At 61.7% G+C, this 21533-nt stretch carries 19 protein-coding genes; 9 read left to right on the top strand and 10 right to left on the bottom strand.

Annotation, left to right across the window (positions count from 1 at the left end; all coding sequences use genetic code 11):
* Positions 1-155 precede the first annotated feature (155 nt).
* From ACZ9BE_RS04000 to ACZ9BE_RS03990, 3 genes are read right to left on the bottom strand one after another with little or no spacing between them, the layout of a single operon-like run.
* Positions 156-773 (bottom strand): TPM domain-containing protein, encoded by a 618-nt coding sequence (locus ACZ9BE_RS04000; RefSeq protein WP_016771315.1) that lies wholly within the window; start codon positions 771-773, stop codon positions 156-158.
* A 33-nt stretch (positions 774-806) separates the two neighbouring features.
* On the bottom strand, positions 807-1559 hold the full coding sequence (locus tag ACZ9BE_RS03995) for a TPM domain-containing protein (RefSeq protein ID WP_039762691.1): 753 nt from the start codon (positions 1557-1559) through the stop codon (positions 807-809).
* Positions 1560-1572: 13 nt separating this feature from the next.
* Positions 1573-2181: a LemA family protein gene (locus tag ACZ9BE_RS03990; protein WP_095180575.1), complete on the bottom strand. Its 609-nt coding sequence runs from the start codon at positions 2179-2181 to the stop codon at positions 1573-1575.
* 258 nt (positions 2182-2439) lie between these two features.
* On the opposite strand from ACZ9BE_RS03990, the gene bglX reads away from it, so the two are divergent.
* Positions 2440-4731: a beta-glucosidase BglX gene (gene bglX, locus ACZ9BE_RS03985; protein WP_151551982.1), complete on the top strand. Its 2292-nt coding sequence runs from the start codon at positions 2440-2442 to the stop codon at positions 4729-4731.
* Between the two features lie 196 nt (positions 4732-4927).
* Here bglX and ACZ9BE_RS03980 read toward each other — a convergent pair whose 3' ends face one another.
* From ACZ9BE_RS03980 to ACZ9BE_RS03960, 5 genes are all read right to left on the bottom strand, one after another.
* Positions 4928-6085: a phospholipase D-like domain-containing protein gene (locus ACZ9BE_RS03980; RefSeq protein WP_056783426.1), complete on the bottom strand. Its 1158-nt coding sequence runs from the start codon at positions 6083-6085 to the stop codon at positions 4928-4930.
* 1 nt (position 6086) lies between these two features.
* Positions 6087-6677 carry a YceI family protein gene (locus ACZ9BE_RS03975; protein ID WP_016771320.1) on the bottom strand — a complete coding sequence of 197 codons (591 nt, stop codon included), beginning with the start codon at positions 6675-6677 and terminating at the stop codon, positions 6087-6089.
* A gap of 170 nt (positions 6678-6847) precedes the next feature.
* On the bottom strand, positions 6848-7144 hold the full coding sequence (locus ACZ9BE_RS03970) for an amidase (RefSeq protein ID WP_236167999.1): 297 nt from the start codon (positions 7142-7144) through the stop codon (positions 6848-6850).
* Positions 7141-8220 carry a serine hydrolase domain-containing protein gene (locus tag ACZ9BE_RS03965; protein ID WP_476248925.1) on the bottom strand — a complete coding sequence of 360 codons (1080 nt, stop codon included), beginning with the start codon at positions 8218-8220 and terminating at the stop codon, positions 7141-7143. Before ACZ9BE_RS03965 ends, ACZ9BE_RS03970 begins: the two co-directional genes overlap by 4 nt.
* Before the next feature lie 164 nt (positions 8221-8384).
* Positions 8385-9263 carry an acyl-CoA dehydrogenase middle domain-containing protein gene (locus ACZ9BE_RS03960; protein WP_476248924.1) on the bottom strand — a complete coding sequence of 293 codons (879 nt, stop codon included), beginning with the start codon at positions 9261-9263 and terminating at the stop codon, positions 8385-8387.
* Between the two features lie 153 nt (positions 9264-9416).
* Between ACZ9BE_RS03960 and olsB the strand changes: the two genes are divergently transcribed.
* Positions 9417-10172 (top strand): L-ornithine N(alpha)-acyltransferase, encoded by a 756-nt coding sequence (gene olsB / locus ACZ9BE_RS03955; RefSeq protein ID WP_016771324.1) that lies wholly within the window; start codon positions 9417-9419, stop codon positions 10170-10172.
* Entirely contained in the window at positions 10172-10966 is a 795-nt protein-coding gene (locus ACZ9BE_RS03950) for a lysophospholipid acyltransferase family protein (RefSeq protein WP_122691696.1), read from the top strand. The genes olsB and ACZ9BE_RS03950 overlap by 1 nt, the downstream gene beginning before the upstream one ends.
* 106 nt (positions 10967-11072) lie before the next feature.
* On the opposite strand, the gene ACZ9BE_RS03945 is transcribed toward ACZ9BE_RS03950, so the two are convergent.
* Entirely contained in the window at positions 11073-11657 is a 585-nt protein-coding gene (locus tag ACZ9BE_RS03945; RefSeq protein WP_256809478.1) for an acyl carrier protein phosphodiesterase, read from the bottom strand.
* Positions 11658-11825: 168 nt separating this feature from the next.
* Here ACZ9BE_RS03945 and ACZ9BE_RS03940 point away from each other — a divergent pair, with 168 nt between their 5' ends.
* From ACZ9BE_RS03940 to ACZ9BE_RS03930, 3 genes are read left to right on the top strand one after another with little or no spacing between them, the layout of a single operon-like run.
* The gene (locus tag ACZ9BE_RS03940) at positions 11826-12128 is read left to right on the top strand and encodes an ArsR/SmtB family transcription factor (RefSeq protein ID WP_016771327.1); all 303 of its coding nucleotides are present in this window, start codon (positions 11826-11828) and stop codon (positions 12126-12128) included.
* Positions 12129-12162: 34 nt separating this feature from the next.
* On the top strand, positions 12163-13329 hold the full coding sequence (locus ACZ9BE_RS03935; protein WP_056783415.1) for an MFS transporter: 1167 nt from the start codon (positions 12163-12165) through the stop codon (positions 13327-13329).
* 33 nt (positions 13330-13362) lie between these two features.
* The gene (locus ACZ9BE_RS03930) at positions 13363-14412 is read left to right on the top strand and encodes an alkene reductase (protein ID WP_016771329.1); all 1050 of its coding nucleotides are present in this window, start codon (positions 13363-13365) and stop codon (positions 14410-14412) included.
* 211 nt (positions 14413-14623) lie between these two features.
* Here ACZ9BE_RS03930 and emhR read toward each other — a convergent pair whose 3' ends face one another.
* Entirely contained in the window at positions 14624-15256 is a 633-nt protein-coding gene (gene emhR, locus ACZ9BE_RS03925) for an efflux system transcriptional repressor EmhR (protein ID WP_016771330.1), read from the bottom strand.
* 266 nt (positions 15257-15522) lie between these two features.
* Between emhR and emhA the strand changes: the two genes are divergently transcribed.
* From emhA to emhC, 3 genes are read left to right on the top strand one after another with little or no spacing between them, the layout of a single operon-like run.
* Entirely contained in the window at positions 15523-16680 is a 1158-nt protein-coding gene (gene emhA, locus ACZ9BE_RS03920) for an efflux RND transporter periplasmic adaptor subunit EmhA (protein ID WP_039762673.1), read from the top strand.
* A gap of 3 nt (positions 16681-16683) precedes the next feature.
* A complete protein-coding gene (emhB, locus tag ACZ9BE_RS03915) occupies positions 16684-19848 on the top strand; it encodes an efflux RND transporter permease subunit EmhB (RefSeq protein WP_041478908.1) in 3165 nt (1054 codons plus the stop codon).
* Positions 19845-21305: an efflux RND transporter outer membrane subunit EmhC gene (gene emhC / locus ACZ9BE_RS03910; RefSeq protein ID WP_252868922.1), complete on the top strand. Its 1461-nt coding sequence runs from the start codon at positions 19845-19847 to the stop codon at positions 21303-21305. Before emhB ends, emhC begins: the two co-directional genes overlap by 4 nt.
* Positions 21306-21533: the final 228 nt, after the last annotated feature.

Genomic DNA, 21533 nt, shown 5'->3' with positions numbered 1-21533 from the left:
CAACGACCTTTGTGGCGAGGGGATTTATCCCCGATGGCGCGCGAAGCGGCCCTCTGTGTTCGGCCCGTCAAACCACGCGCGCAGGTGTTGCGACTGCTACGCAGCCGATCGGGGATAAATCCCCTCGCCACAGAGGCCAAATATGCGCGACTGCGTCAGCCCAACACCACCAACCGATTCGGCAACTCGTTCCGCACCTGCGTCACCGGCACATGCACCTTCAACAACTCGCCACACGCCTCCACGCACGTGACAAACCCTTCCAGCGTGCGCCCCTGCCTGACCTGTTCGGTAAACGCCGCGACAATCGCGTCCCAGTTGCTGTTGTCCAGCCGTTTGGAAATTCCCTCGTCCACCAGAATCTCCACATAGCGCTCAGCCTCGCAGACAAAAATCAGCATGCCGGTGCTGCCCACGGTGTGGTGCAGGTTCTGTTCGAGAAACTGCCGGCGCGCCAGGTTGGAGGCGCGCCAGTGGCGCACGCGGCGCGGCACCAGATGAGTGGTGATTTTCGGCAGACGGAACAACAGGCAGAGGACAATGAACATGCCCCATTGCACCAACAGCAGGCTGCGCAGGGTCAGCCAGCCCGTGAGGTAGTGGACGATGCCCGGCAACACCAGCGCCAGCAGGCTGGCCCAGAGCAGCGGGATGTATGCGTAATCGTCGGCACGGGCAGCGAGCACCGTGACCAGTTCGGCGTCGGTGTCGCGCTCGACCCGGGCGATGGCCTCGGCGACTTTGCGTTGTTCGTGTTCAGTCAGTAATGCCATGTCGAAAAGTGCCTGCTCATTATTCTTTTGATCTCACCAGCCGCCGGACGAACCGCCGCCGCCGAAACTCCCCCCGCCACCGCTGAAGCCGCCACCGCCACCGCCGCCGAATCCGCCGCCACCGCCAAAGCCGCCCCCTCCTCCGGAGCCGCCCCGGCCGGCAGGCAGGATACCGAGCATCTGGCAGACAAACACCGTCAGGATGAACAACATCACCAGGAACATGAACAGCGCCGGGTGCCGCGAGATGAAATCATCCGCCGGGTCGCCGCTGGATTCGTACACGGTCGACGGTTCGTCCAGCGGATTGCCACCGAGCACCACCAGCATCGCCGCAACGCCATCGCTGATGCCTTTGCTGAAATTGCCGGCCTTGAACGCCGGCGTGATGACCTGATGAATGATCACCGACGACTGCGCATCGGTCAGGCGATCCTCCAGGCCATAGCCGACTTCGATGCGCAGTTTGCGCTCGTCACGGGCGACGATCAGCAAGGCGCCGTTGTTTTTGTCTTTCTGACCGATGCCCCAGTGCCGACCGAGCTGAACGCCGAAATCCTCGATGGTGGTGCCCTGCAGATCCGGCAGCGTGACCACCACCAATTGCTCGCCGGTGGCCTGTTCGTGCGCCTGCAATTGCTGGCTCAGTTGCGCGCGAATCGATGGCTCGAGCATCTGCGCCTGATCGACCACGCGCCCGCTCAGCGGCGGAAAGGTCAATTCGGCCCGGGCGCTGACGGCGAACAGCCAGAGCATCAGCACCAGGCTTAGTTTCAACACACGCATGGACGACCTCGAATCAGAATTTCACTTCCGGGGCCTTCTCCGCGCCGGGCGTGGTGGCTTCGAAGGTTTCGCGCATCGGCAGATCGCTGTACATCACGCTGTGCCACAGGCGACCGGGGAAGGTGCGGATCTCGGTGTTGTACTTCTGCACCGCCAGGATGAAATCGCGACGCGCCACGGCAATCCGGTTTTCCGTGCCTTCGAGTTGCGATTGCAGGGCGAGGAAGTTCTGGTTGGCCTTCAGATCCGGGTAGCGCTCGGAGACCACCATCAAACGGCTCAATGCGCCGGTCAGTTGATCCTGTGCCTGCTGGAACTGCTTGAGCTTCTCGGGATTGTCGAGGGTGCTGGCATCAACCTGAATCGACGTCGCCTTGGCCCGCGCTTCAATCACGGCGGTCAGGGTTTCCTGCTCATGGGCGGCATAGCCCTTCACGGTTTCCACCAGATTGGGGATCAGGTCGGCGCGGCGCTGATACTGGTTCTGCACCTGGCCCCAGGCGGCTTTGACCTGTTCGTCGAGGGTCGGGATATTGTTGATGCCGCACGCGGTCAACAGCGTGGCGAACACCAGCAACGTGGCGATCTGTAGCCGTGAACGGGAGGTTGAGCTGATATTCATTGCAGTGATGCTCCATGACACATTTGATTTAAAAACCGAGCGCTGGGCATTCCCGGCCAGCGGTTGGGGCATAATCGGCGCCGCCACTGGCATGCGACGGGTTAATCGGCTAAAAAGTGCCCTTCGCGTTCACGTTGCCGCTGTCGGCTGCGGTTTTCCGGCTCAGGATTTTGCGCCGGCACCCGAACAACAATAGTCGCTCCCTACATTTTGGCTGGCCGGTGTTGCATCACCGTTTGGGCTCTAGAGAAAAAATTCATGAAGAAGCTGTGTTTGCTGGGTCTGTTCGTCAGCCTGGCCAGTCATCAGGTACTGGCCGCCACGACCCCGGTACCTTTGGAAAACAAGGACGCTTTCATCAGCAACCTGATGAAACAAATGACCCTCGACGAGAAGATCGGCCAGTTGCGCCTGATCAGCATCGGCCCGGAAATGCCCCGCGAGCTGATCCGCAAGGAAATTGCCGGCGGCAACATCGGCGGCACGTTCAACTCGATCACCCGCGCGGAAAACCGTCCGATGCAGGACGCGGCCATGCGCAGTCGCCTGAAGATTCCGATGTTTTTCGCGTACGACGTGATCCACGGTCACCGTACGATTTTCCCGATTCCGCTGGCCCTTGCGTCGAGTTGGGACATGGACGCCATTGGCCAGTCCGGTCGCGTTGCGGCTAAAGAAGCCGCCGCTGACAGCCTCGACATCACCTTCGCGCCGATGGTGGATATCTCCCGCGATCCGCGCTGGGGCCGCAGCTCCGAAGGTTTCGGCGAAGACACTTACCTGACCTCGCGCATCGCCAAAGTCATGGTCAAGGCCTATCAGGGCGAGACCCCAAGCGCCGCCGACAGCATCATGGCCAGCGTCAAGCACTTCGCCCTGTATGGCGCGGTCGAGGGCGGTCGCGACTACAACACCGTCGACATGAGCCCGGTGAAGATGTACCAGGATTATCTGCCGCCCTACCGCGCCGCGATCGATGCCGGTGCTGGCGGTGTGATGGTGGCGTTGAACTCGATCAACGGCATTCCGGCCACGGCCAACACCTGGCTGATGAACGACCTGCTGCGCAAGGACTGGGGCTTCAAAGGCCTGGCGGTCAGCGATCACGGCGCGATCTTCGAACTGATCAAGCACGGCGTCGCCCGCGACGGTCGCGAAGCGGCAAAGCTGGCGATCAAGGCCGGCATCGACATGAGCATGAACGACACCCTCTACGGCAAAGAGCTGCCGGGGCTGCTCAAGTCCGGCGAGATCGAACAGAAAGACATCGACAATGCTGTGCGCGAAGTGCTCGCGGCCAAGTACGACATGGGCCTGTTCAAGGACCCGTACCTGCGCATCGGCAAGGCCGAGGATGACCCGGCCGATACCTACGCCGAGAGTCGCCTGCACCGCGCCGAGGCCCGCGAAGTCGCGCGGCGCAGTCTGGTGCTGCTGAAAAACCAGAACGAAACCCTGCCGCTGAAGAAAGACGCGAAAATCGCGCTGGTCGGCCCATTGGCGAAAGCGCCGATCGACATGATGGGCAGCTGGGCCGCCGCCGGACGTCCGGCGCAATCGGTCACGCTGTTCGATGGCATGAGTTCGGTGATCGGCGACAAGGCCAACCTGATCTACGCCCGTGGCGCCAACATCACGGGCGACAAGAAGGTCCTCGACTACCTGAACTTCCTCAACTTCGATGCTCCGGAAGTGGTCGATGACCCGCGCCCGGCCAACGTGCTGATCGACGAAGCGGTGAAAGCGGCGAAGGATGCTGACGTGATCGTTGCAGCAGTGGGCGAGTCCCGTGGCATGTCCCACGAATCCTCGAGTCGCACTGACCTGAACATCCCGGAAACCCAGCGCGAATTGATCCGCGCGCTGAAAGCCACTGGCAAGCCGTTGGTGCTGGTGTTGATGAACGGCCGCCCACTGACGATTCTCGAAGAGAACCAGTCGGCCGATGCGATTCTGGAAACCTGGTTCAGCGGCACCGAGGGCGGCAACGCCATCGCCGACGTGCTGTTCGGCGACTACAACCCGTCGGGCAAACTGCCGGTGACCTTCCCGCGTTCCGTGGGCCAGATCCCGACCTACTACAACCACCTGAGCATCGGCCGGCCGTTCACCCCGGGCAAACCGGGCAACTACACCTCGCAGTATTTCGATGACACCACCGGCCCGCTGTTTCCGTTCGGTTATGGTCTGAGCTACACCACCTTCGCCCTGAGCGATATGGCGCTGTCATCGACCACCCTGAACGCCAGCGGCAAGCTCGACGCCAGCGTCATGGTCAAGAACACCGGCAAGCGTGACGGCGAAACCGTGGTGCAGTTGTACATCCAGGACGTCACCGGTTCGATGATCCGCCCGGTGAAAGAACTGAAGAACTTCCAGAAGATCATGCTCAAGGCCGGCGAACAGAAAGTCGTGCACTTCACCATTACCGAGGAAGACCTGAAGTTCTACAACGCCCAGCTCAAATACGCGGCCGAGCCTGGCAAGTTCAACGTGCAGATCGGCCTGGATTCGCAGGCGGTGACGCAGCAGAGCTTTGAATTGCTGTAACAGCAAGCACACCGCCCCCCTGCACTGATCGTTCCCACGCTCTGCGTGGGAATGCAGCCCGTGACGCTCCGCGTCACTGGACGCGGAGCGTCCCTAGAGGCATTCCCACGCGGAGCGTGGGAACGATCAAATGACACACCGCTTTCGCGAGCAGGCTCGCTCCCACATTGGATTCAGGGTGTATTCAAAATCGTGGTTATCCGCGACGGTCGAGAATATTCACCACCAACCGATCCACCCAGCCCCACACCCGCTGCTTGACCCGCCGCCACAACGGTCGGCGCTGCCATTCCTCCAGGCTCACCAGCTGACTCAAGCCGAAGTCCTTCACAAAACTCGCCTCCACCGCTGCCGTCAACGCCGGGTCCAGTGCTTCCAGATTCGCCTCCAGATTGAAACGCAGATTCCAGTGATCGAAGTTGCACGAACCGATGCTTACCCATTCGTCGACCAGAACCATTTTCAGGTGCAGGAAGCACGGCTGGTATTCGAAGATCTGCACGCCGGCCTTGAGCAGGCGCGGGTAGTAGCGATGCCCGGCGTAGCGCACGGACGGGTGATCGGTGCGCGGCCCGGTCAGCAGCAAGCGCACATCGACGCCGCGCGCGGCAGCCTTGCGCAGGGAGCGGCGGATTTTCCAGGTCGGCAGGAAGTACGGCGTGGCCATCCAGATGCGTTTTTGCCCGCTGTTCAACGCACGGAACAACGACTGCAAAATGTCGCGGTGCTGGCGGGCGTCGGCATACGCCACGCGGCCCATGCCTTCGCCCTTGTCCGGTACGCGGGGCAGGCGCGGCAAACCGAAATGCGCGGCCGGGCGCCAGGCGCGGCGGTAACGGTTGGCGATCCACTGGCGATCAAACAGCAATTGCCAATCGATCACCAACGGGCCGCTGATCTCGACCATCACTTCGTGCCACTCGCTGACATCATGGCCCGGCGTCCAGAATTCATCGGTCACGCCGGTGCCGCCGACCACTGCCAGGCATTGGTCGACCAGCAGCAATTTACGGTGGTCGCGATAGAAATTGCCGACCCAGCGCCGCCAGCTCAGGCGATTGTAGAAACGCAGCTCGACGCCGGCCTGGGTCAGGCGCTGGCGCAGATGCAGCGTGAACGCGAGGCTGCCGTAATCATCGAACAGGCAACGCACGCGCACTCCGCGCTCGGCCGCCGCGACCAGCGCCTGGACGATGGCTTCGGCGCAGGCGCCGGCCTCGACCAGGTACAGCTCCAGTTCGATCTGTTCTGTAGCTCCAGCGATGTGCTCGAGCATGCGCGGAAAGAACTGCGGGCCGTCGATCAACAGTTCGAAACGGTTGCCGTCACGCCAAGGGAACACCGCACCGCGCATGTCAGCGCGCCGTGAAAATCAGCACCGCACCCACCGGCACCGACAGACTGATCGCCGACAGATCGGCGAGTTTGCGCAGGTTTTCCAGGCCAGGCGCCAGATCGAAATCCTCGGCATTGATCACCAGCGGCTCCAGCGTGACCACCTGAAAACGCCGGTCATCGAGACGAGTGGCGAGCAACTCGGCCGGGTATTCGTGCTGCTTGCCGTGCAGGCTGACGGTCAGCGGCAGGCGCAACTCCAGCTGCGCGCCGGGGGCCAGATCGTTGATCGGACGCAGGTCGATCTGGGTAGTGATGGTGGCTGCGGGAAACTGCTCGATCTGGAACAGCTCCTTGCGCATGCGCTCATCGCGCAGGGGAATGCCGCTGTTGATCGATTCGAGCTCGACTTCGACCTCGGCGCGACCGTTGGGATCGACCTTGCCGTGCAGCACCAGAAAGCGCTGCACTTCCGAAACGCTGGCATTTTTGGTGCTGACGAACGACAGCCGCGACGACTCGCCGTCCAGATACCAATTGGCCTGGGCCGGCAGCGCAACGGCGGTCAACAGCAGACTGGCGAAGGTTGTATAGAGGGAGCGGTTGAACATTGAACACTCGTGGGGGCGATAAACCTGCACGAACCTTAACCGCCCGCCAAGTTATTGCAAGCCCTGTGGGAGCGAGCCTGCTCGCGAATGCAATGCTCGCCGCACAGCATGTATTGCGGCTTGCGACGATTTCGCGAGCAGGCTCGCTCCCACAGGGGAGACCAGATAATTCAGGGATTCAGGCGACAGCCCTGGCGTTCGCTCAGCCACTGCGCGCTGTGGCTGCGGCCCAAGCCGCTGACGGTGATGGTTTTGCTCGAAGCGTCATCGGTAAAACGGCTGGTTGGCAGCCATTGCTTCACATAGCCACGGCAATACCCAGCATCGTTGTTCATCACATAACGACACGAGCAATATTCCTTGGCGGTGTAGGCGCTGATGATGTCCGGGAAAGCCCAGAGGTTTTCCCGTTCATACCAACCCCAACCGAGCAGCACGACCAACAGCAACAATAGAAAGCGCTTCATGGCCGCACCGCCTGCAACACGCGTTTGAGCAATTCGTTGTGCTGGTAGCTGCCATCACGATCATCGCCGTAACGCACGATCACCAGTTTCTCGCTAGGCATCACGTACAGCGCCTGGCCCCAGTGGCCGAGGGCGGCGAAGGTGTCGGGTGGGGCGTCGGGCCATGGTGATGTGGCGCCGTCGACAGGACGATTGAGCCACCAATGGCCACCGGGTACGGCTTCGTCCTGATGCGCCTTGTAGCCGGCAAACGGTGTGAGGTTGAACGCGAGCCAATCCTCGGGCAGCAACTGCCGATCGTTCCAGCGCCCGCCGCGCGCCATCAGCAGACCGACCCGCGCCAGATCCCGCGCGGTGAGATAGGCATAGGACGAGGCGACAAATGTGCCGCTGGCATCGCTTTCCCACACGGCGTGGCGAATGCCCAACGGCTCGAACAATGCTGTCCACGGATAGTCGGCGTAACGTGCTGGGCCGACCATGGTTTTCAGGGCGACGGCGAGCAGATTGCTGTCACCGCTGGAATAACGGAAAGCCTGACCCGCTGCGGCATAACTGTCGTGTGCGGCGGTGAACGCGGCCATGTCGCGATGGCCGCGGGTGTAGAGCATTGCCACCACCGAAGATTTCATCGGGGCGTATTCGTAGTCTTCCTGCCAATCGAGACCGGAGGCCCAGTTCAACAGATGGCCGAGGGTGATCGCCGGGTGTTTTTCCAGCGCCGGGTAGAACTTCAGCGCTGGATCATCGAGTTTGAACCGGCCTTCGCCGTAGGCCACACCGAGAACGGTTGCCAGCAGACTTTTGCTGATTGACCAGGTCAGATGCGGTGTCTGTGCAGTGGTCGGAGCGGCGTAGCGTTCGTAGAGAATCTGGCCGTCATGGATGATCAGCAAGGCGTCGGTGCGGATGCCGTCGCGGGTGGTGTCGTTGCGGGGCGCGAAGGCGTAGTGTTCCAGCGCCTCGACGGCCGGGCCGGTGATCTGCGGTGCAATGGGCCATTGCTCGCCGGGCCACTGTTCGGCGCGGACGGTGAGGCTGATCAGCAGCAGGAACAGGGACAGGCCTTTGAACATGGTGGGCGCTCAGGGAATGAACCTGTCGAGACTAGTCGGGGTTTATGACAGATGTATGGTGATTTTGAGGCCGCCTTCGCGAGCAGGCTCGCTCCCACAGTTGATCGCATTTCAATTGAAGAATACCGTCCCTGTGGGAGCGAGCCTGCTCGCGAAGGGGCCGCTCAGGTCACCGCCAAAGCCTTGGCCAACCGCTTCGCCCTCGCCCCTGCAGCCAATTGCATCACGCCTTGATCACGCTGCCACATCGCCGCCCACGCAGGATCACCCTGCACCAACGCCTGATCTACCTCGGTCTTGAATGATTCAAACTGCGCAAACAACCCGCCCAGCAGCACATGCCCGGGCGGATTGTTCGGCGCTTGCCGGCTGGCCTCGGCGCACCCGGCCAGCAGCGCCAGCAAACGCAATTGCAGGGCCTGCGGCCAGTCGCTGTCCTGGCCGACGCCGTACAACCACGCGGTCATGGCGCTGAGCACGTAGACATCTTCAAGGGTGCGAAACGGTTTGACGTAGGCGTCCCAGCCGTCGCCGGCGAGCAATTCGCACAGGGCGCCGTCGAGGTACAGGCGACCGTGGCTGATGTCCGGCATCAACGGCAACGCCGGCAGTTTTTCCACCTTCACGCCGGGCTCGCCGGGATACACCACCGCCAGACTCAGGCGCGGTGGTTCGCCAGGCTCCTCACTGCGCGCAGCCACCAGCAGCCAATCCGCCGCGTCGCCGGCGGTGACGAAATCCTTGCGCCCGCTCAGGCGCAAATCTTTCAGCCGCGTTTGCATATCGGCCGGACGCAGGCTGCGTTGTTCGGTAGCGCACAAGGCGCCGAGGCTCAGCGGCGCGCTCGGCCACAACATGCGCAGCGCCGCCTGATAACCCACCAGAAACGCCAGCCCCGGCGTCGCCATCCGCCGCCCGCCGGCCACCGCCAATTCGAACGGCGTGACGTTGCCCAGCGTCTGCAACAACGTTGCAAAGCCCTCGGCCAGATCAGCTGCGGCGGGCAAGCGTTCACGGCGGTGCAGCAGATCTGTCCAGGGCATGGGCGCCTCCTCGTGGGCTGTCATATAAGCATCACCGAACGTTCATGGCGATGACACCGGGGCTACATAGCCTGACTTTGCACAACACGGCTGCATAAAGAAAGTCGATCGGCTGCAACCCACGACGGGTTAAAGGCCCGTACGGAGATTCACATGACGCAAATCGCCCGCATCAGCGACACCGGCAATGAACGCCGCCTGCAAGCCGAACGCCTGATCGGCGCCGAAGCCTTGCAGCAAGCCCAGGCCCTGCGCTTCGCCGTCTTCAGCGGCGAGTTCAACGCCAAACTGAAAGGCGCCGAACTGGGTCTGGACATGGATGATTATGATGTTCACTGCAGCCACATCGGCGTGCGTGATCTGAACACCGGGCGCCTGGTGGCGACCACGCGTCTGCTCGATCACACTGCCGCCAGCAGCCTCGGCAAGTTCTACAGCGAAGAAGAATTCAGCCTGCACGGCCTCGCCCATCTGCAAGGCCCGATCCTGGAAATCGGCCGCACCTGCGTCGATCCGGCATACCGCAACGGCGGCACCATCGCCGTGCTCTGGGGCGAATTGGCCGAAGTGCTCAATCAGGGCGGCTACAGCTACCTGATGGGTTGCGCGAGCATCCCGATGCAGGACGGCGGCATTCAGGCCCACGCGATCATGCAGCGTCTGCGCGAACGTTATCTGTGCACCGAACACTTGCGCGCCGAGCCGAAAAATCCGCTGCCGACGCTGGATATCCCGTCCAACGTCATCGCCGAAATGCCGCCGCTGCTCAAGGCCTACATGCGCCTCGGGGCGAAGATCTGCGGCGAGCCGTGCTGGGACGAAGACTTCCAGGTCGCCGACGTGTTCATCCTGCTCAAGCGCGACGAACTCTGCCCGCGCTACGCCAAACACTTCAAGGCGGCGGTGTGATGAGCCGGTTGCGGGTGTACGCGCGAATCGCGCGAGTGCTGCTGGTGGTGACGCTGGGGCTGACCATGGCCAGCGTCTTCGGCGTGTTCGAGCGCATTGGTCTGGCGCACTCGATGGAGCGGCGTCAGCGCTGGTCGCGCTTCTTCATGGCGCGGCTGAGCAACGCCCTGCCGTTTCGCGTGAGCGTGCATGGCGAGCTGCCGAAACAGCCGATGCTTTGGGTCAGCAATCACGTGTCGTGGACCGACATTCCGCTGCTGGGCATGCTCACGCCGCTGTCGTTTCTGTCCAAGGCCGAAGTGCGCACCTGGCCGGTGGCCGGCTGGCTCGCAGCCAAAGCCGGCAGCCTGTTCATCCGCCGTGGGTCGGGCGACAGTCAGTTGATCCGCAAGCAGATGACCCGCCATCTGCAAACTGAACATGCACTGCTGATGTTCCCCGAAGGCACCACCACCGATGGCCGTTCGCTGCGCACCTTTCATGGTCGCCTGCTGTCGGCGGCGATCGATTCCGAAGTGATGCTGCAACCGGTGGCGATTCGTTATCTGCGTGACGGCGAAATCGACACACTGGCGCCATTCATTGGCGACGATGACCTGCTCTCGCACCTGATGCGCCTGTTCAGCCACGACTGCGGCGATGTCGAGGTGCATCTGCTCAAGCCGATTGCCTGTCAGGGCCGCGAGCGCGCGGCGCTGGCGTTCGAAGCGCAGCAGGCGGTGCAGAAGGTGTTGTTTGGTGAGGTGGCGAAACCTGCCGAACCGCGTCGCGCAGGCGATTTGATCGCCGCCTGAAAATACAAATCCCCTGTGGGAGCGAGCCTGCTCGCGAAGGCGGCGTGTCATTCAGCATCTATATTGGCTGAGACACCGCATTCGCGAGCAGGCTCGCTCCCACAATTCAGATTTTCGGTGGTCTCGTGTTTTGTGCGAAATCCTGCAATTGCGGGTAGAACAAGCTGAAGTCTTCACTCAACGGCTCATACAACCGCCGCAACTCCGCCATCGCCCCGGCCAATTCCTCGGGCCTGGTCAGGCGCCGCGAGATCCCGCGCAACACCTGCTCCAGCACCTCAAATTCGCGATACGAGCCCAGCCAGTCATTGGCAACCATGTGCGGGGCGATCTTTGCCAGCCGTTCGGGCAATTGCCGTTCGCGGGACAGCACCTGATAGACGTCTGCGGTGAACTGCTCCAGCGGTCGGTCGGCATACAGCGTCCAGTCCCGCGCAAGACAATGATCGAAAAACACATCGAGGACGATTCCGGCATAACGCCGCCGCGTTTCGCTGAAGCGGCCCAGGGCAGTGTCCACCAGTGGATGCCGATCGGTGAACACGTCGATCCGCCGATGCAGCGCAATCGCCGCCTCTACCTCCGGGTCGAACTGGCCTTGCAGACGACCTTTGACGAAGTCGCCATAGAGACTGCCGAGTAATTGACCGGGGCGCTGGCCGCCGAGATGCAAATGCGCGAGATAATTCATGGGAGCAGCTTAGCACTGCGGTCGCTCCTCCAGCATCCTCGTATCGTTATAACCCGATATAGCGATTTATGCGTTCGTCAGACCGAATTCATATTGGTATATCGCGATCCAACGATTTAAAGTTCGCTCCATCGCGATATATCGCTACTGCCACCACGAGCCCAAGCCATGAACCTCGACCTCGACGAAATAATAAAAGCCCTGGCGCACCCAGTACGGCGAGACATCCTCAACTGGCTGAAAGACCCGAAAGGCGAATTCCCCGAGCAGTTGCACAACCACGAATACGGTATTTGCGCCGGGCAGATAGATCAGCGTTGCGGCCTGTCGCAATCGACCGTGTCGGCCCACCTGGCGACGTTGCAACGGGCCGGGCTGATCAGCAGCCAGAAGGCCGGGCAGTGGCATTTCTTCAAACGTAACGAGGACGTCATCCAGGCGTTTCTCAGCACCCTCAGTAAAGAGCTCTGACCCTTAACGTCAGCCAGCCGACAAGGAAACCTGCATGCCCCTTTCGCTTCTCATCCTCGCCCTGAGCGCCTTCGCCATCGGCACCACCGAGTTCGTCATCATGGGCCTGCTGCCCGACGTGGCGGCGGACCTCGGTGTGTCGATTCCCGGCGCCGGCTGGCTGGTCACCGGGTACGCCCTGGGCGTGGCCATCGGTGCACCGTTCATGGCGCTGGCCACCGCCAGGTTGCCGCGCAAGGCAGCGCTGGTGGCGTTGATGGGCATCTTCATTGTCGGCAACCTGCTCTGCGCCATCGCCAGCGACTACAACGTGCTGATGTTTGCCCGGGTAGTCACCGCGCTGTGTCACGGCGCGTTCTTCGGCATCGGCTCGGTGGTGGCGGCCAATCTGGTCGCGCCCAACAAACGTGCCTCGGCAGTAGCCTTGATGTTCACCGGCCTGACCCTGGCCAACGTACTTGGCGTACCGCTGGGCACCGCATTGGGTCAGGAAGCCGGCTGGCGTTCGACCTTCTGGGCGGTGACCGTCATCGGTGTGATCGCGCTGATCGGCCTGATCCGCTTTCTGCCGGCCAAGCGTGACGAAGAGAAACTCGACATGCGCGCCGAACTCGCCGCGCTCAAAGGCGCCGGCATCTGGCTGTCGCTGAGCATGACCGCGTTGTTCGCCGCCTCGGTCTTCACCCTGTTCACCTACGTTGCCCCACTGCTTGGCGAAGTCACCGGCGTGTCGCCGCGTGGCGTGACCTGGACGCTGATGCTCATCGGTCTGGGCCTGACTGTCGGCAACATCATCGGCGGCAAACTCGCCGACAAAGGCATGGCCGCCACGCTGATCGGCGTGTTCATCGCCATGGCCGTGGTTTCCACGGTGTTGAGCTGGACCAGCGTCGCGCTGATCCCGACCGAGATCACCCTGTTCCTTTGGGCCACCGCGTGTTTCGCCGCTGTGCCGGCGTTGCAAGTCAATGTGGTGACCTTCGGCAAGGCTGCGCCGAACCTGGTTTCGACCCTGAACATCGGCGCTTTCAACGTCGGCAACGCCCTTGGCGCCTGGGTCGGCGGCAGCGTCATCGCCCACGGCTACGGCCTGACCAGCGTGCCACTGGCTGCCGCCGCGCTGGCTGTACTGGCCCTGCTGGTAACCCTGATTACCTTCCGCCAGAACGGCAATGCCGAGCTGGCCCCTGCTTCCAACTGATCAACTTCCTTTATTAAAGAGAGGCTTTTAGACATGGCGACTATTTTCGACCCGATCAAACTCGGCGACATCGAGCTGAACAACCGCATCATCATGGCCCCGCTGACCCGCTGCCGCGCCGACGAAGGTCGTGTGCCGAACGCGCTGATGGCCGAATACTACGTACAACGCGCCTCGGCCGGCCTGATCCTCAGCGAAGCCACTTCGGTAACGCCGATGGGCGTCGGCTACCCGGACACCCCGGGCATCTGGTCCAACGATCAAGTGCGTGGCTGGGCCAACGTGACCAAGGCGATTCACGGCGCCGGCGGCAAGATCTTCCTGCAACTGTGGCACGTTGGCCGCATTTCTCACCCTTCGTACCTGAACGGTGAAGCACCGGTTGCGCCAAGCGCCATCCAGCCAAAGGGCCACGTCAGCCTGGTCCGCCCGCTGGCCGACTACCCAACGCCGCGCGCCCTGGAAACCGCTGAAATCGCCGACATCGTCGACGCCTACCGCACCGGTGCCGAGAACGCCAAGGCCGCCGGTTTCGACGGCGTGGAAATCCACGGTGCCAACGGCTACCTGCTCGACCAGTTCCTGCAAAGCAGCACCAACCAGCGCACCGACCAGTACGGCGGCTCGCTGGAAAACCGTGCGCGCCTGCTGCTGGAAGTGACCGACGCCGCGATCGAAGTCTGGGGCGCTGGCCGCGTTGGTGTGCACCTGGCACCGCGTGCCGACTCCCATGACATGGGCGATGACAACCTTGCCGAGACCTTCACCTACGTCGCCCGTGAACTGGGCAAGCGTGGCATCGCGTTCATCTGCTCGCGCGAAAAAGAAGGCGCCGACAGCCTCGGCCCGCAACTGAAAGAAGCTTTCGGTGGCCCGTACATCGCCAACGAGAAGTTCACCAAGGAAAGCGCCAACGAGTGGCTGGCCAGCGGTAAGGCAGACGCCGTAGCGTTCGGCGTGCCGTTCATTGCCAACCCGGACCTGCCGGCACGTTTGCAGGCCGATGCGCCGTTGAACGAGCCGCATCCGGAGACTTTCTACGGCAAGGGTCCGGTCGGCTACATCGACTATCCGACCTTGTAATCAGGCTGTAGCGCAGAAATGAAAAAGCCCCTGACTTTTAAGAGTCAGGGGCTTTTTGCTATTGGCGCAGGACAAGCGCAAGCAAACACCGTTTAACAACAGCGACACAATTTCCCTACAAAATCCACGACTCGCTACGTTTAAACTCCCCGCCGCGATGATCAGCCATGGCGGCTGATTGACATCCTGCCGGGCAATTGCGCATTTTGTTTCATTTGCGCAGGCTTGGGCTCAGGCGCAGCATGTCCAGCCCGGTGTCGACCCAGCGTTCAGCCTCGGCGTGCAGTTCGAAGCTGTCCGGGGCCAGCAGCCAGCCGTACAGCAGGCCGTCGATGTAGGCATGAATGCTGATGGCCGCGCGGGCAGTGTCGAGATCTTCCGGCAACTGGCCGCGATTCACCGCATTACGCAAGGTCAGGCCGATGCGCAGATTGCAATCGAGACTGGCCGTCCGGCGCTGCTGGCGCAGATCGCACATTTCATCGGTGAACTCGCACTTATGAAACAGAATTTCGTTGATGCGCCGGGTTTTCGGGTCCAGTGCAACTTGATGAAACAAATGAATCAGCAACTGCCGCATGCAGCCCAGCGGGTCCGGTTCGTCCTCGCTTTCGCTGGCCTTGGCCAGTTCATCCAGCGGTTCGTGCAGGCTGTCGAGCATCGCCTGGACCAGATCGGCCTTGTTGCTGAAATGCCAGTAGATGGCGCCACGCGTTACGCCGGCGAGGGTCGCGATGTCCGCCAGGGTGGTGCGGGCAACCCCCCTTTCATAAAAGGCTTTCTCGGCCGCTTCCAGAATCTGGCTGCGGGTTTCCTGAGCTTCCTCTTTGGTACGACGGACCATGGCAGTAAAACCTCAAACAGGATGTTTCAGGGATGGCTGAATATCCGCTGAATAAAGAGGGGGCGATCTCTCGTGAATCGACTCCCCGGCCTACAATTTCAAACCTTGCGACGACTTTTGTATCAGGGTGGGTACGCGGCGCAGGTGTTTACAAACAACCATGAACGTAAGTATATTACTTAGCAAGCTACTTATCCACCCGGTGCCCGATTTTTACTCTTTCACACTTCTTGTGCGCTTCATGCGCGCCTGACCCGAGGATCTTCATGCAATTCAAGCCAGCTGTTACCGCTCTGGTCACTGCCGTCGCCCTGGCATCGCTGCTCAGCGGATGTAAAAAGGAAGAAGCGGCCCCTGCCGCTCCGCCCCCTCAGGTCGGCGTCGTCACCCTGCAACCACAAGCCTTTACCCTGACCTCGGAACTTCCGGGCCGCACCAGTGCGTTCCGCATCGCTGAAGTTCGCCCGCAGGTCAACGGCATCATTCTCAAGCGTCTGTTCAAGGAAGGCGCCGACGTCAAAGCCGGTCAGCAGCTTTATCAGATCGATCCGTCGGTCTATGAAGCTACGCTGAAAAGCGCCGAAGCCAACCTGCGTTCGACCAAGTCGATCTCCGACCGCTACAAGCAACTGGTCGATGAGCAAGCCGTAAGCCGTCAGGAATACGACACCGCATTGGCCAACCGCCTGCAATCGGAAGCGTCGCTTCAGACTGCGCAGATCAACGTGCGTTACACCAAGGTCTATGCGCCGATCTCCGGCCGTATCGGCCGCTCTTCGGTGACCGAAGGCGCACTGGTCAGCAATGGCCAGGCCGATGCAATGGCAGTGATTCAGCAGCTCGATCCGATCTACGTCGACGTGACCCAGTCGTCGGTGGAACTGCTGGAACTGCGCCGCGAACTGGAAAGTGGCCGTCTGCAGAAGGCTGGCGACAACGCCGCCGCAGTCAAGCTGACCCTGGAAGACGGCAGCCAGTACAAGCTCGACGGCAAGCTGGAATTCTCCGAAGTCTCGGTTGACCAGACCACCGGCTCGGTGACCCTGCGCGCCGTGTTCCCCAACCCCGATCACACCCTGCTGCCAGGCATGTTCGTCCACGCCCAGTTGCAGGCCGGCGTCAACAGCGCAGCGATCCTCGCGCCACAGCAAGGCGTGACCCGCGACCTCAAAGGCACCCCGACCGCACTGGTCGTCGGCGCCGACAACAAGGTCGAACTGCGTCAGCTCAAGGCCAGCCGCACCGTCGGCAGCCAGTGGCTGATCGAAGACGGCCTGAAAGCCGGCGATCGTCTGATCACCGAAGGGCTGCAGTACGTCAAACCGGGCGTCGAGGTCAAAGCGACCGAGGCGACTAACGTCGGCACCAAGAACCCGGCCCCCGCACAGGCAGCTGACAAAGCCGCCGGCGGCAAAGGGGAGTAACCCATGTCAAAATTCTTCATCGACCGTCCGATTTTCGCCTGGGTAATCGCCCTGGTGATCATGCTGGTCGGGGCACTTTCGATCCTGAAATTGCCGATCAACCAATACCCGAGCATTGCGCCACCGGCCATTGCGATCCAGGTGACCTACCCGGGTGCGTCCGCACAAACCGTGCAGGACACCGTGGTGCAGGTCATCGAGCAACAGCTTAACGGTATCGACAACCTGCGTTATGTGTCGTCGGAAAGTAACTCCGACGGCAGCATGACCATCACCGCGACCTTCGAGCAAGGCACCAACTCCGACACCGCGCAGGTACAGGTCCAGAACAAGCTGAACCTGGCCACCCCGCTGCTGCCGCAGGAAGTGCAGCAACAGGGTATCCGCGTGACCAAGGCAGTGAAGAACTTCCTGCTGGTGATCGGCGTGGTTTCGCGTGACGGCAGCATGAGCAAGGACGACCTGTCCAACTACATCGTGTCGAACATGCAGGACCCGATCTCGCGCACCGCCGGTGTCGGTGACTTCCAGGTCTTCGGTGCGCAGTACGCGATGCGTATCTGGCTCGACCCGGCCAAGTTGAACAACTTCAACCTGACCCCGGTCGACGTGAAGAACGCCATTGCCGCGCAAAACGTCCAGGTGTCGTCCGGTCAGCTCGGTGGCTTGCCTGCCGTGCAGGGCCAGCAACTGAACGCGACGATCATCGGCAAGACCCGTCTGCAGACCGCTGAGCAGTTCAAGGAAATCCTGCTCAAGGTCAACAAGGACGGCTCGCAGGTTCGCCTCAAAGACGTGGCTGAAGTCGGCCTCGGCGGCGAGAACTACGCGATCAGCGCCCAGTTCAACGGCAGCCCGGCTTCCGGTCTGGCGGTGAAACTGGCCAACGGCGCCAACGCCCTCGATACCGCCAAAGCGCTGCGCAACACCATCGACAGCCTCAAGCCGTTCTTCCCGCAAGGCATGGAAGTGGTGTTCCCGTACGACACCACCCCGGTGGTGACCGAGTCGATCAAAGGCGTGGTGCACACTCTGGTCGAAGCGATCGCGCTGGTGTTCCTGGTGATGTTCCTGTTCCTGCAGAACTTCCGCGCCACCGTCATCACCACGATGACCGTGCCGGTGGTACTGCTCGGTACGTTCGGCATCCTCGCCGCCGCCGGTTTCAGCATCAACACCCTGACCATGTTCGGCATGGTGCTGGCCATCGGTCTGCTGGTGGACGATGCCATCGTCGTGGTGGAAAACGTCGAGCGGGTGATGAGCGAAGAAGGCTTGTCACCGAAGGAAGCGACGAAGAAATCCATGGGCCAGATCCAGGGCGCACTGGTCGGTATCGCCCTCGTACTCTCGGCGGTACTGCTGCCGATGGCATTCTTCAGCGGCTCCACCGGTGTGATCTACAAGCAGTTCTCGATCACCATCGTGTCGGCCATGGCCCTGTCGGTACTGGTTGCCCTGATCTTCACCCCGGCGCTGTGCGCGACCATGCTCAAGCCGATTCCGAAAGGCGAGCACGGCACTCCGAAGAAAGGTTTCTTCGGCTGGTTCAACCGCAACTTCGACCGTGGCGTGCGCAGCTACGAGCGCGGCGTCGGCAACATGCTGACCCGCAAGGCGCCGTACCTGCTGGCGTATCTGCTGATCGTCGTCGGCATGATCTGGCTGTTCACCCGCATCCCGACCGCGTTCCTGCCGGAAGAAGACCAGGGCGTACTGTTCGCCCAGGTGCAGACCCCGGCCGGTTCCAGTGCCCAGCGCACGCAGGTGGTCGTGGATGAAATGCGTGAGTACCTGCTGCGTCCGAACAAGGACGGTGGTGAGGCGGACGCGGTGGCTTCGGTGTTCACCGTGACCGGCTTCAACTTCGCCGGCCGTGGGCAGAGCTCGGGTATGGCGTTCATCATGCTCAAGCCGTGGGGCGAGCGTAACGCCGACAACAGCGTGTTCAAGCTCGCCGCGCGTGCCCAGCAACACTTCTTCAGCTTCCGCGACGCGATGGTGTTTGCCTTCGCCCCGCCAGCGGTTCTGGAATTGGGTAACGCCACCGGTTTCGACGTGTTCCTGCAAGACCGCGCCGGTATCGGTCACGAAAAACTGATGGAAGCGCGTAACCAGTTCCTCGGCATGGCGGCGCAAAGCAAGGTGCTGACCCAGGTGCGTCCGAACGGCCTGAACGATGAGCCGCAGTTCCAGCTGGAGATCGATGACGAGAAGGCCAGTGCCCTCGGCATCACCATCAGCGACATCAACAACACCCTGTCGATCGCGCTGGGCAGTAGCTACGTCAACGACTTCATCGACCGTGGTCGGGTGAAGAAAGTCTACGTGCAGGGCCAGCCGGATTCGCGCATGAGCCCCGAAGACCTGAAGAAGTGGTACGTGCGCAACGCCGAAGGCACCATGGTTCCGTTCTCGGCGTTCGCCAAGGGCGAGTGGGTCTACGGTTCGCCGAAGCTGGCGCGCTATAACGGTGTGGAAGCGGTCGAGGTCCTCGGGGCTCCGGCGCCGGGCTACTCCACCGGTGAAGCGATGGCTGAAGTCGAAGCGATTGCCAAGAAGCTGCCGGCCGGTGTCGGTATCTCCTGGACCGGTCTGTCCTACGAGGAGCGTCTGTCCGGCTCGCAAGCGCCAGCGCTGTACGCCCTGTCGCTGCTGATGGTGTTCCTGTGTCTGGCGGCGCTGTATGAGAGCTGGTCGATTCCGATCGCGGTCATGCTCGTGGTACCGCTGGGGATCATCGGCGCACTGATGGCCACCAGCCTGCGCGGTCTGTCCAACGACGTGTACTTCCAGGTGGGCTTGTTGACGACCATCGGTCTGGCGGCTAAAAACGCCATTCTGATCGTCGAATTCGCCAAGGAACTGCATGAACAGGGACGCAGCCTGCGTGAAGCGGCAATCGAAGCCTGCCGCATGCGTCTGCGCCCGATCATCATGACCTCGCTGGCCTTCGTTCTCGGTGTTGTGCCGCTGGCGATTTCCACCGGCGCCGGTTCAGGCAGTCAGCACGCGATCGGTACCGGCGTGATTGGCGGTATGCTCACGGCCACGATCCTGGCGATCTTCTGGGTCCCACTGTTCTTCGTTACTGTGTCGTCCATCGGTCAGCGTAAAAAGACCGACGCGGATGAGACTACTGAAACTCCTAAAGAGGCTGGCCAATGAGCAAGTCGCTACTCTCCATCGCAGTCGCCGCCTTCGTGCTGAGCGGTTGCTCGCTGATACCTGACTATCAGCAGCCTGAGGCTCCGGTCGCAGGCCAGTACCCGCAGGGGCCGGCATATTCGCCGGCCCAGGCTCCGGCGCAAGCCGCTGCCGAACAGGGCTGGAAGCAGTTTTTCCATGACCCGGCACTGCAACAGCTGATCCAGGTCGCCCTGGAAAACAACCGCGACCTGCGTGTCGCGGCGCTGAACATCGACGCTTACGCGGCGCAGTACCGCATCCAGCGGGCAGACCTGTTCCCGGCAGTGTCGGCCAATGCCGCCGGCAGCCGCCAGCGTCTGCCGGCCCGTGCCTCGCAGACCGGCGAGTCGATGATCAGCAGTTCGTATTCCGCCACCGTCGGCGTCAGCGCCTACGAACTCGACCTGTTCGGTCGGGTGCGCAGCCTGAGCGAGCAAGCGTTGCAACAGTACTTCGCCACAGAAGAAGCGCGCCGCAGCACCCAGATCAGTCTGGTTGCCAGCGTCGCCAATGCTTACCTGACCTGGCAAGCGGACAAGGAACTGCTCAAGCTGACGCAGGACACCCTCGGTGCCTTCGAAGAAAGCTACAAGCTGACCAGCCGCAGCAACGAAGTCGGTGTGGCTTCGGCGCTGGACCTGGCGCAATCGCGCACTTCCGTGGAAAACGCCCGGGCACAATTGGCGCGTTATACCCGCCAGGTCGCGCAGGACGAAAACAGCCTGACCCTGCTGCTCGGCACCGGTATCCCGGCCAATCTGCAAGCCGCCAAACCGCTGTCTGATGATCTGCTCAGCGACGTACCGGCCGGTCTGCCTTCGGACCTGCTGCAACGTCGTCCGGACATCCTCCAGGCCGAGTACAACCTGAAGGCGGCCAACGCCAACATCGGCGCGGCCCGTGCAGCGTTCTTCCCGAGCATCAGCCTGACCGCCAACGCGGGCAGCCTGAGCCCGGACCTGTCCGGCCTGTTCAAGGGTGGTTCGGGGACGTGGCTGTTCCAGCCGCAGATCAACCTGCCGATCTTCAACGCCGGCAGCCTGCGCGCCAGCCTCGACTACGCCAAGATCCAGAAGGACATTGGCGTGGCGAACTACGAGAAGTCCATCCAGACCGCCTTCCAGGAAGTCGCCGACGGCCTCGCCGCGCGCCAGACCTACACCGAGCAGCTGCAAGCGCAGCGTGACTTCGTGCAGGCCAACCAGGATTACTACCGCCTGGCCGAACGTCGCTATCGCATCGGCGTCGACAGCAACCTGACCTTCCTCGATGCCCAGCGTCAGTTGTTCAGCGCACAACAAGCGCTGATCACCGACCGCCTCGCGCAGTTGACCAGTGCGGTCAACCTGTACAAGGCCCTGGGCGGTGGCTGGAATGCGCAGACCGCGCAGAACGAAGCGCTGAAAGAAGAAGCGCCGAAGATGAAGCTGTTCTGATCATCATCGGCTGAATACAAGGAGCCCACCGATTGGTGGGCTTTTTGTTGCCTGAGAATCAAAAGATCGCAGCCTTCGGCAGCTCCTACATTTGAAATGCGTTGCCCTGTAGGAGCTGCCGAAGGCTGCGATCTTTTGATCTTCAATGCTGTTCGATAATCGCCCAAAATCCGCTTTTCCCAATTGAATCCAAACATCCGCCCCCCCGCACCATTCGCTCCACAAAAC

This window comes from Pseudomonas sp. TE9122 (assembly GCF_056278925.1).
Note: the sequence above shows the minus strand (reverse complement) of the source record. Positions and strands in the feature narration are given on the sequence as shown.

Excerpts from the sequence above, each read along its gene's own strand:
- ACZ9BE_RS04000 (WP_016771315.1), bottom strand. The coding sequence starts at position 773 with ATGGCATTACTGACTGAACACGAACAACGCAAAGTCGCCGAGGCCATC.
- ACZ9BE_RS03995 (WP_039762691.1), bottom strand. The coding sequence starts at position 1,559 with ATGCGTGTGTTGAAACTAAGCCTGGTGCTGATGCTCTGGCTGTTCGCC.
- ACZ9BE_RS03990 (WP_095180575.1), bottom strand. The coding sequence starts at position 2,181 with ATGAATATCAGCTCAACCTCCCGTTCACGGCTACAGATCGCCACGTTG.
- bglX (WP_151551982.1), top strand. The coding sequence starts at position 2,440 with ATGAAGAAGCTGTGTTTGCTGGGTCTGTTCGTCAGCCTGGCCAGTCAT.
- ACZ9BE_RS03980 (WP_056783426.1), bottom strand. The coding sequence starts at position 6,085 with ATGCGCGGTGCGGTGTTCCCTTGGCGTGACGGCAACCGTTTCGAACTG.
- ACZ9BE_RS03975 (WP_016771320.1), bottom strand. The coding sequence starts at position 6,677 with ATGTTCAACCGCTCCCTCTATACAACCTTCGCCAGTCTGCTGTTGACC.
- ACZ9BE_RS03970 (WP_236167999.1), bottom strand. The coding sequence starts at position 7,144 with ATGAAGCGCTTTCTATTGTTGCTGTTGGTCGTGCTGCTCGGTTGGGGT.
- ACZ9BE_RS03965 (WP_476248925.1), bottom strand. The coding sequence starts at position 8,220 with ATGTTCAAAGGCCTGTCCCTGTTCCTGCTGCTGATCAGCCTCACCGTC.
- ACZ9BE_RS03960 (WP_476248924.1), bottom strand. The coding sequence starts at position 9,263 with ATGCCCTGGACAGATCTGCTGCACCGCCGTGAACGCTTGCCCGCCGCA.
- olsB (WP_016771324.1), top strand. The coding sequence starts at position 9,417 with ATGACGCAAATCGCCCGCATCAGCGACACCGGCAATGAACGCCGCCTG.
- ACZ9BE_RS03950 (WP_122691696.1), top strand. The coding sequence starts at position 10,172 with ATGAGCCGGTTGCGGGTGTACGCGCGAATCGCGCGAGTGCTGCTGGTG.
- ACZ9BE_RS03945 (WP_256809478.1), bottom strand. The coding sequence starts at position 11,657 with ATGAATTATCTCGCGCATTTGCATCTCGGCGGCCAGCGCCCCGGTCAA.
- ACZ9BE_RS03940 (WP_016771327.1), top strand. The coding sequence starts at position 11,826 with ATGAACCTCGACCTCGACGAAATAATAAAAGCCCTGGCGCACCCAGTA.
- ACZ9BE_RS03935 (WP_056783415.1), top strand. The coding sequence starts at position 12,163 with ATGCCCCTTTCGCTTCTCATCCTCGCCCTGAGCGCCTTCGCCATCGGC.
- ACZ9BE_RS03930 (WP_016771329.1), top strand. The coding sequence starts at position 13,363 with ATGGCGACTATTTTCGACCCGATCAAACTCGGCGACATCGAGCTGAAC.
- emhR (WP_016771330.1), bottom strand. The coding sequence starts at position 15,256 with ATGGTCCGTCGTACCAAAGAGGAAGCTCAGGAAACCCGCAGCCAGATT.
- emhA (WP_039762673.1), top strand. The coding sequence starts at position 15,523 with ATGCAATTCAAGCCAGCTGTTACCGCTCTGGTCACTGCCGTCGCCCTG.
- emhB (WP_041478908.1), top strand. The coding sequence starts at position 16,684 with ATGTCAAAATTCTTCATCGACCGTCCGATTTTCGCCTGGGTAATCGCC.
- emhC (WP_252868922.1), top strand. The coding sequence starts at position 19,845 with ATGAGCAAGTCGCTACTCTCCATCGCAGTCGCCGCCTTCGTGCTGAGC.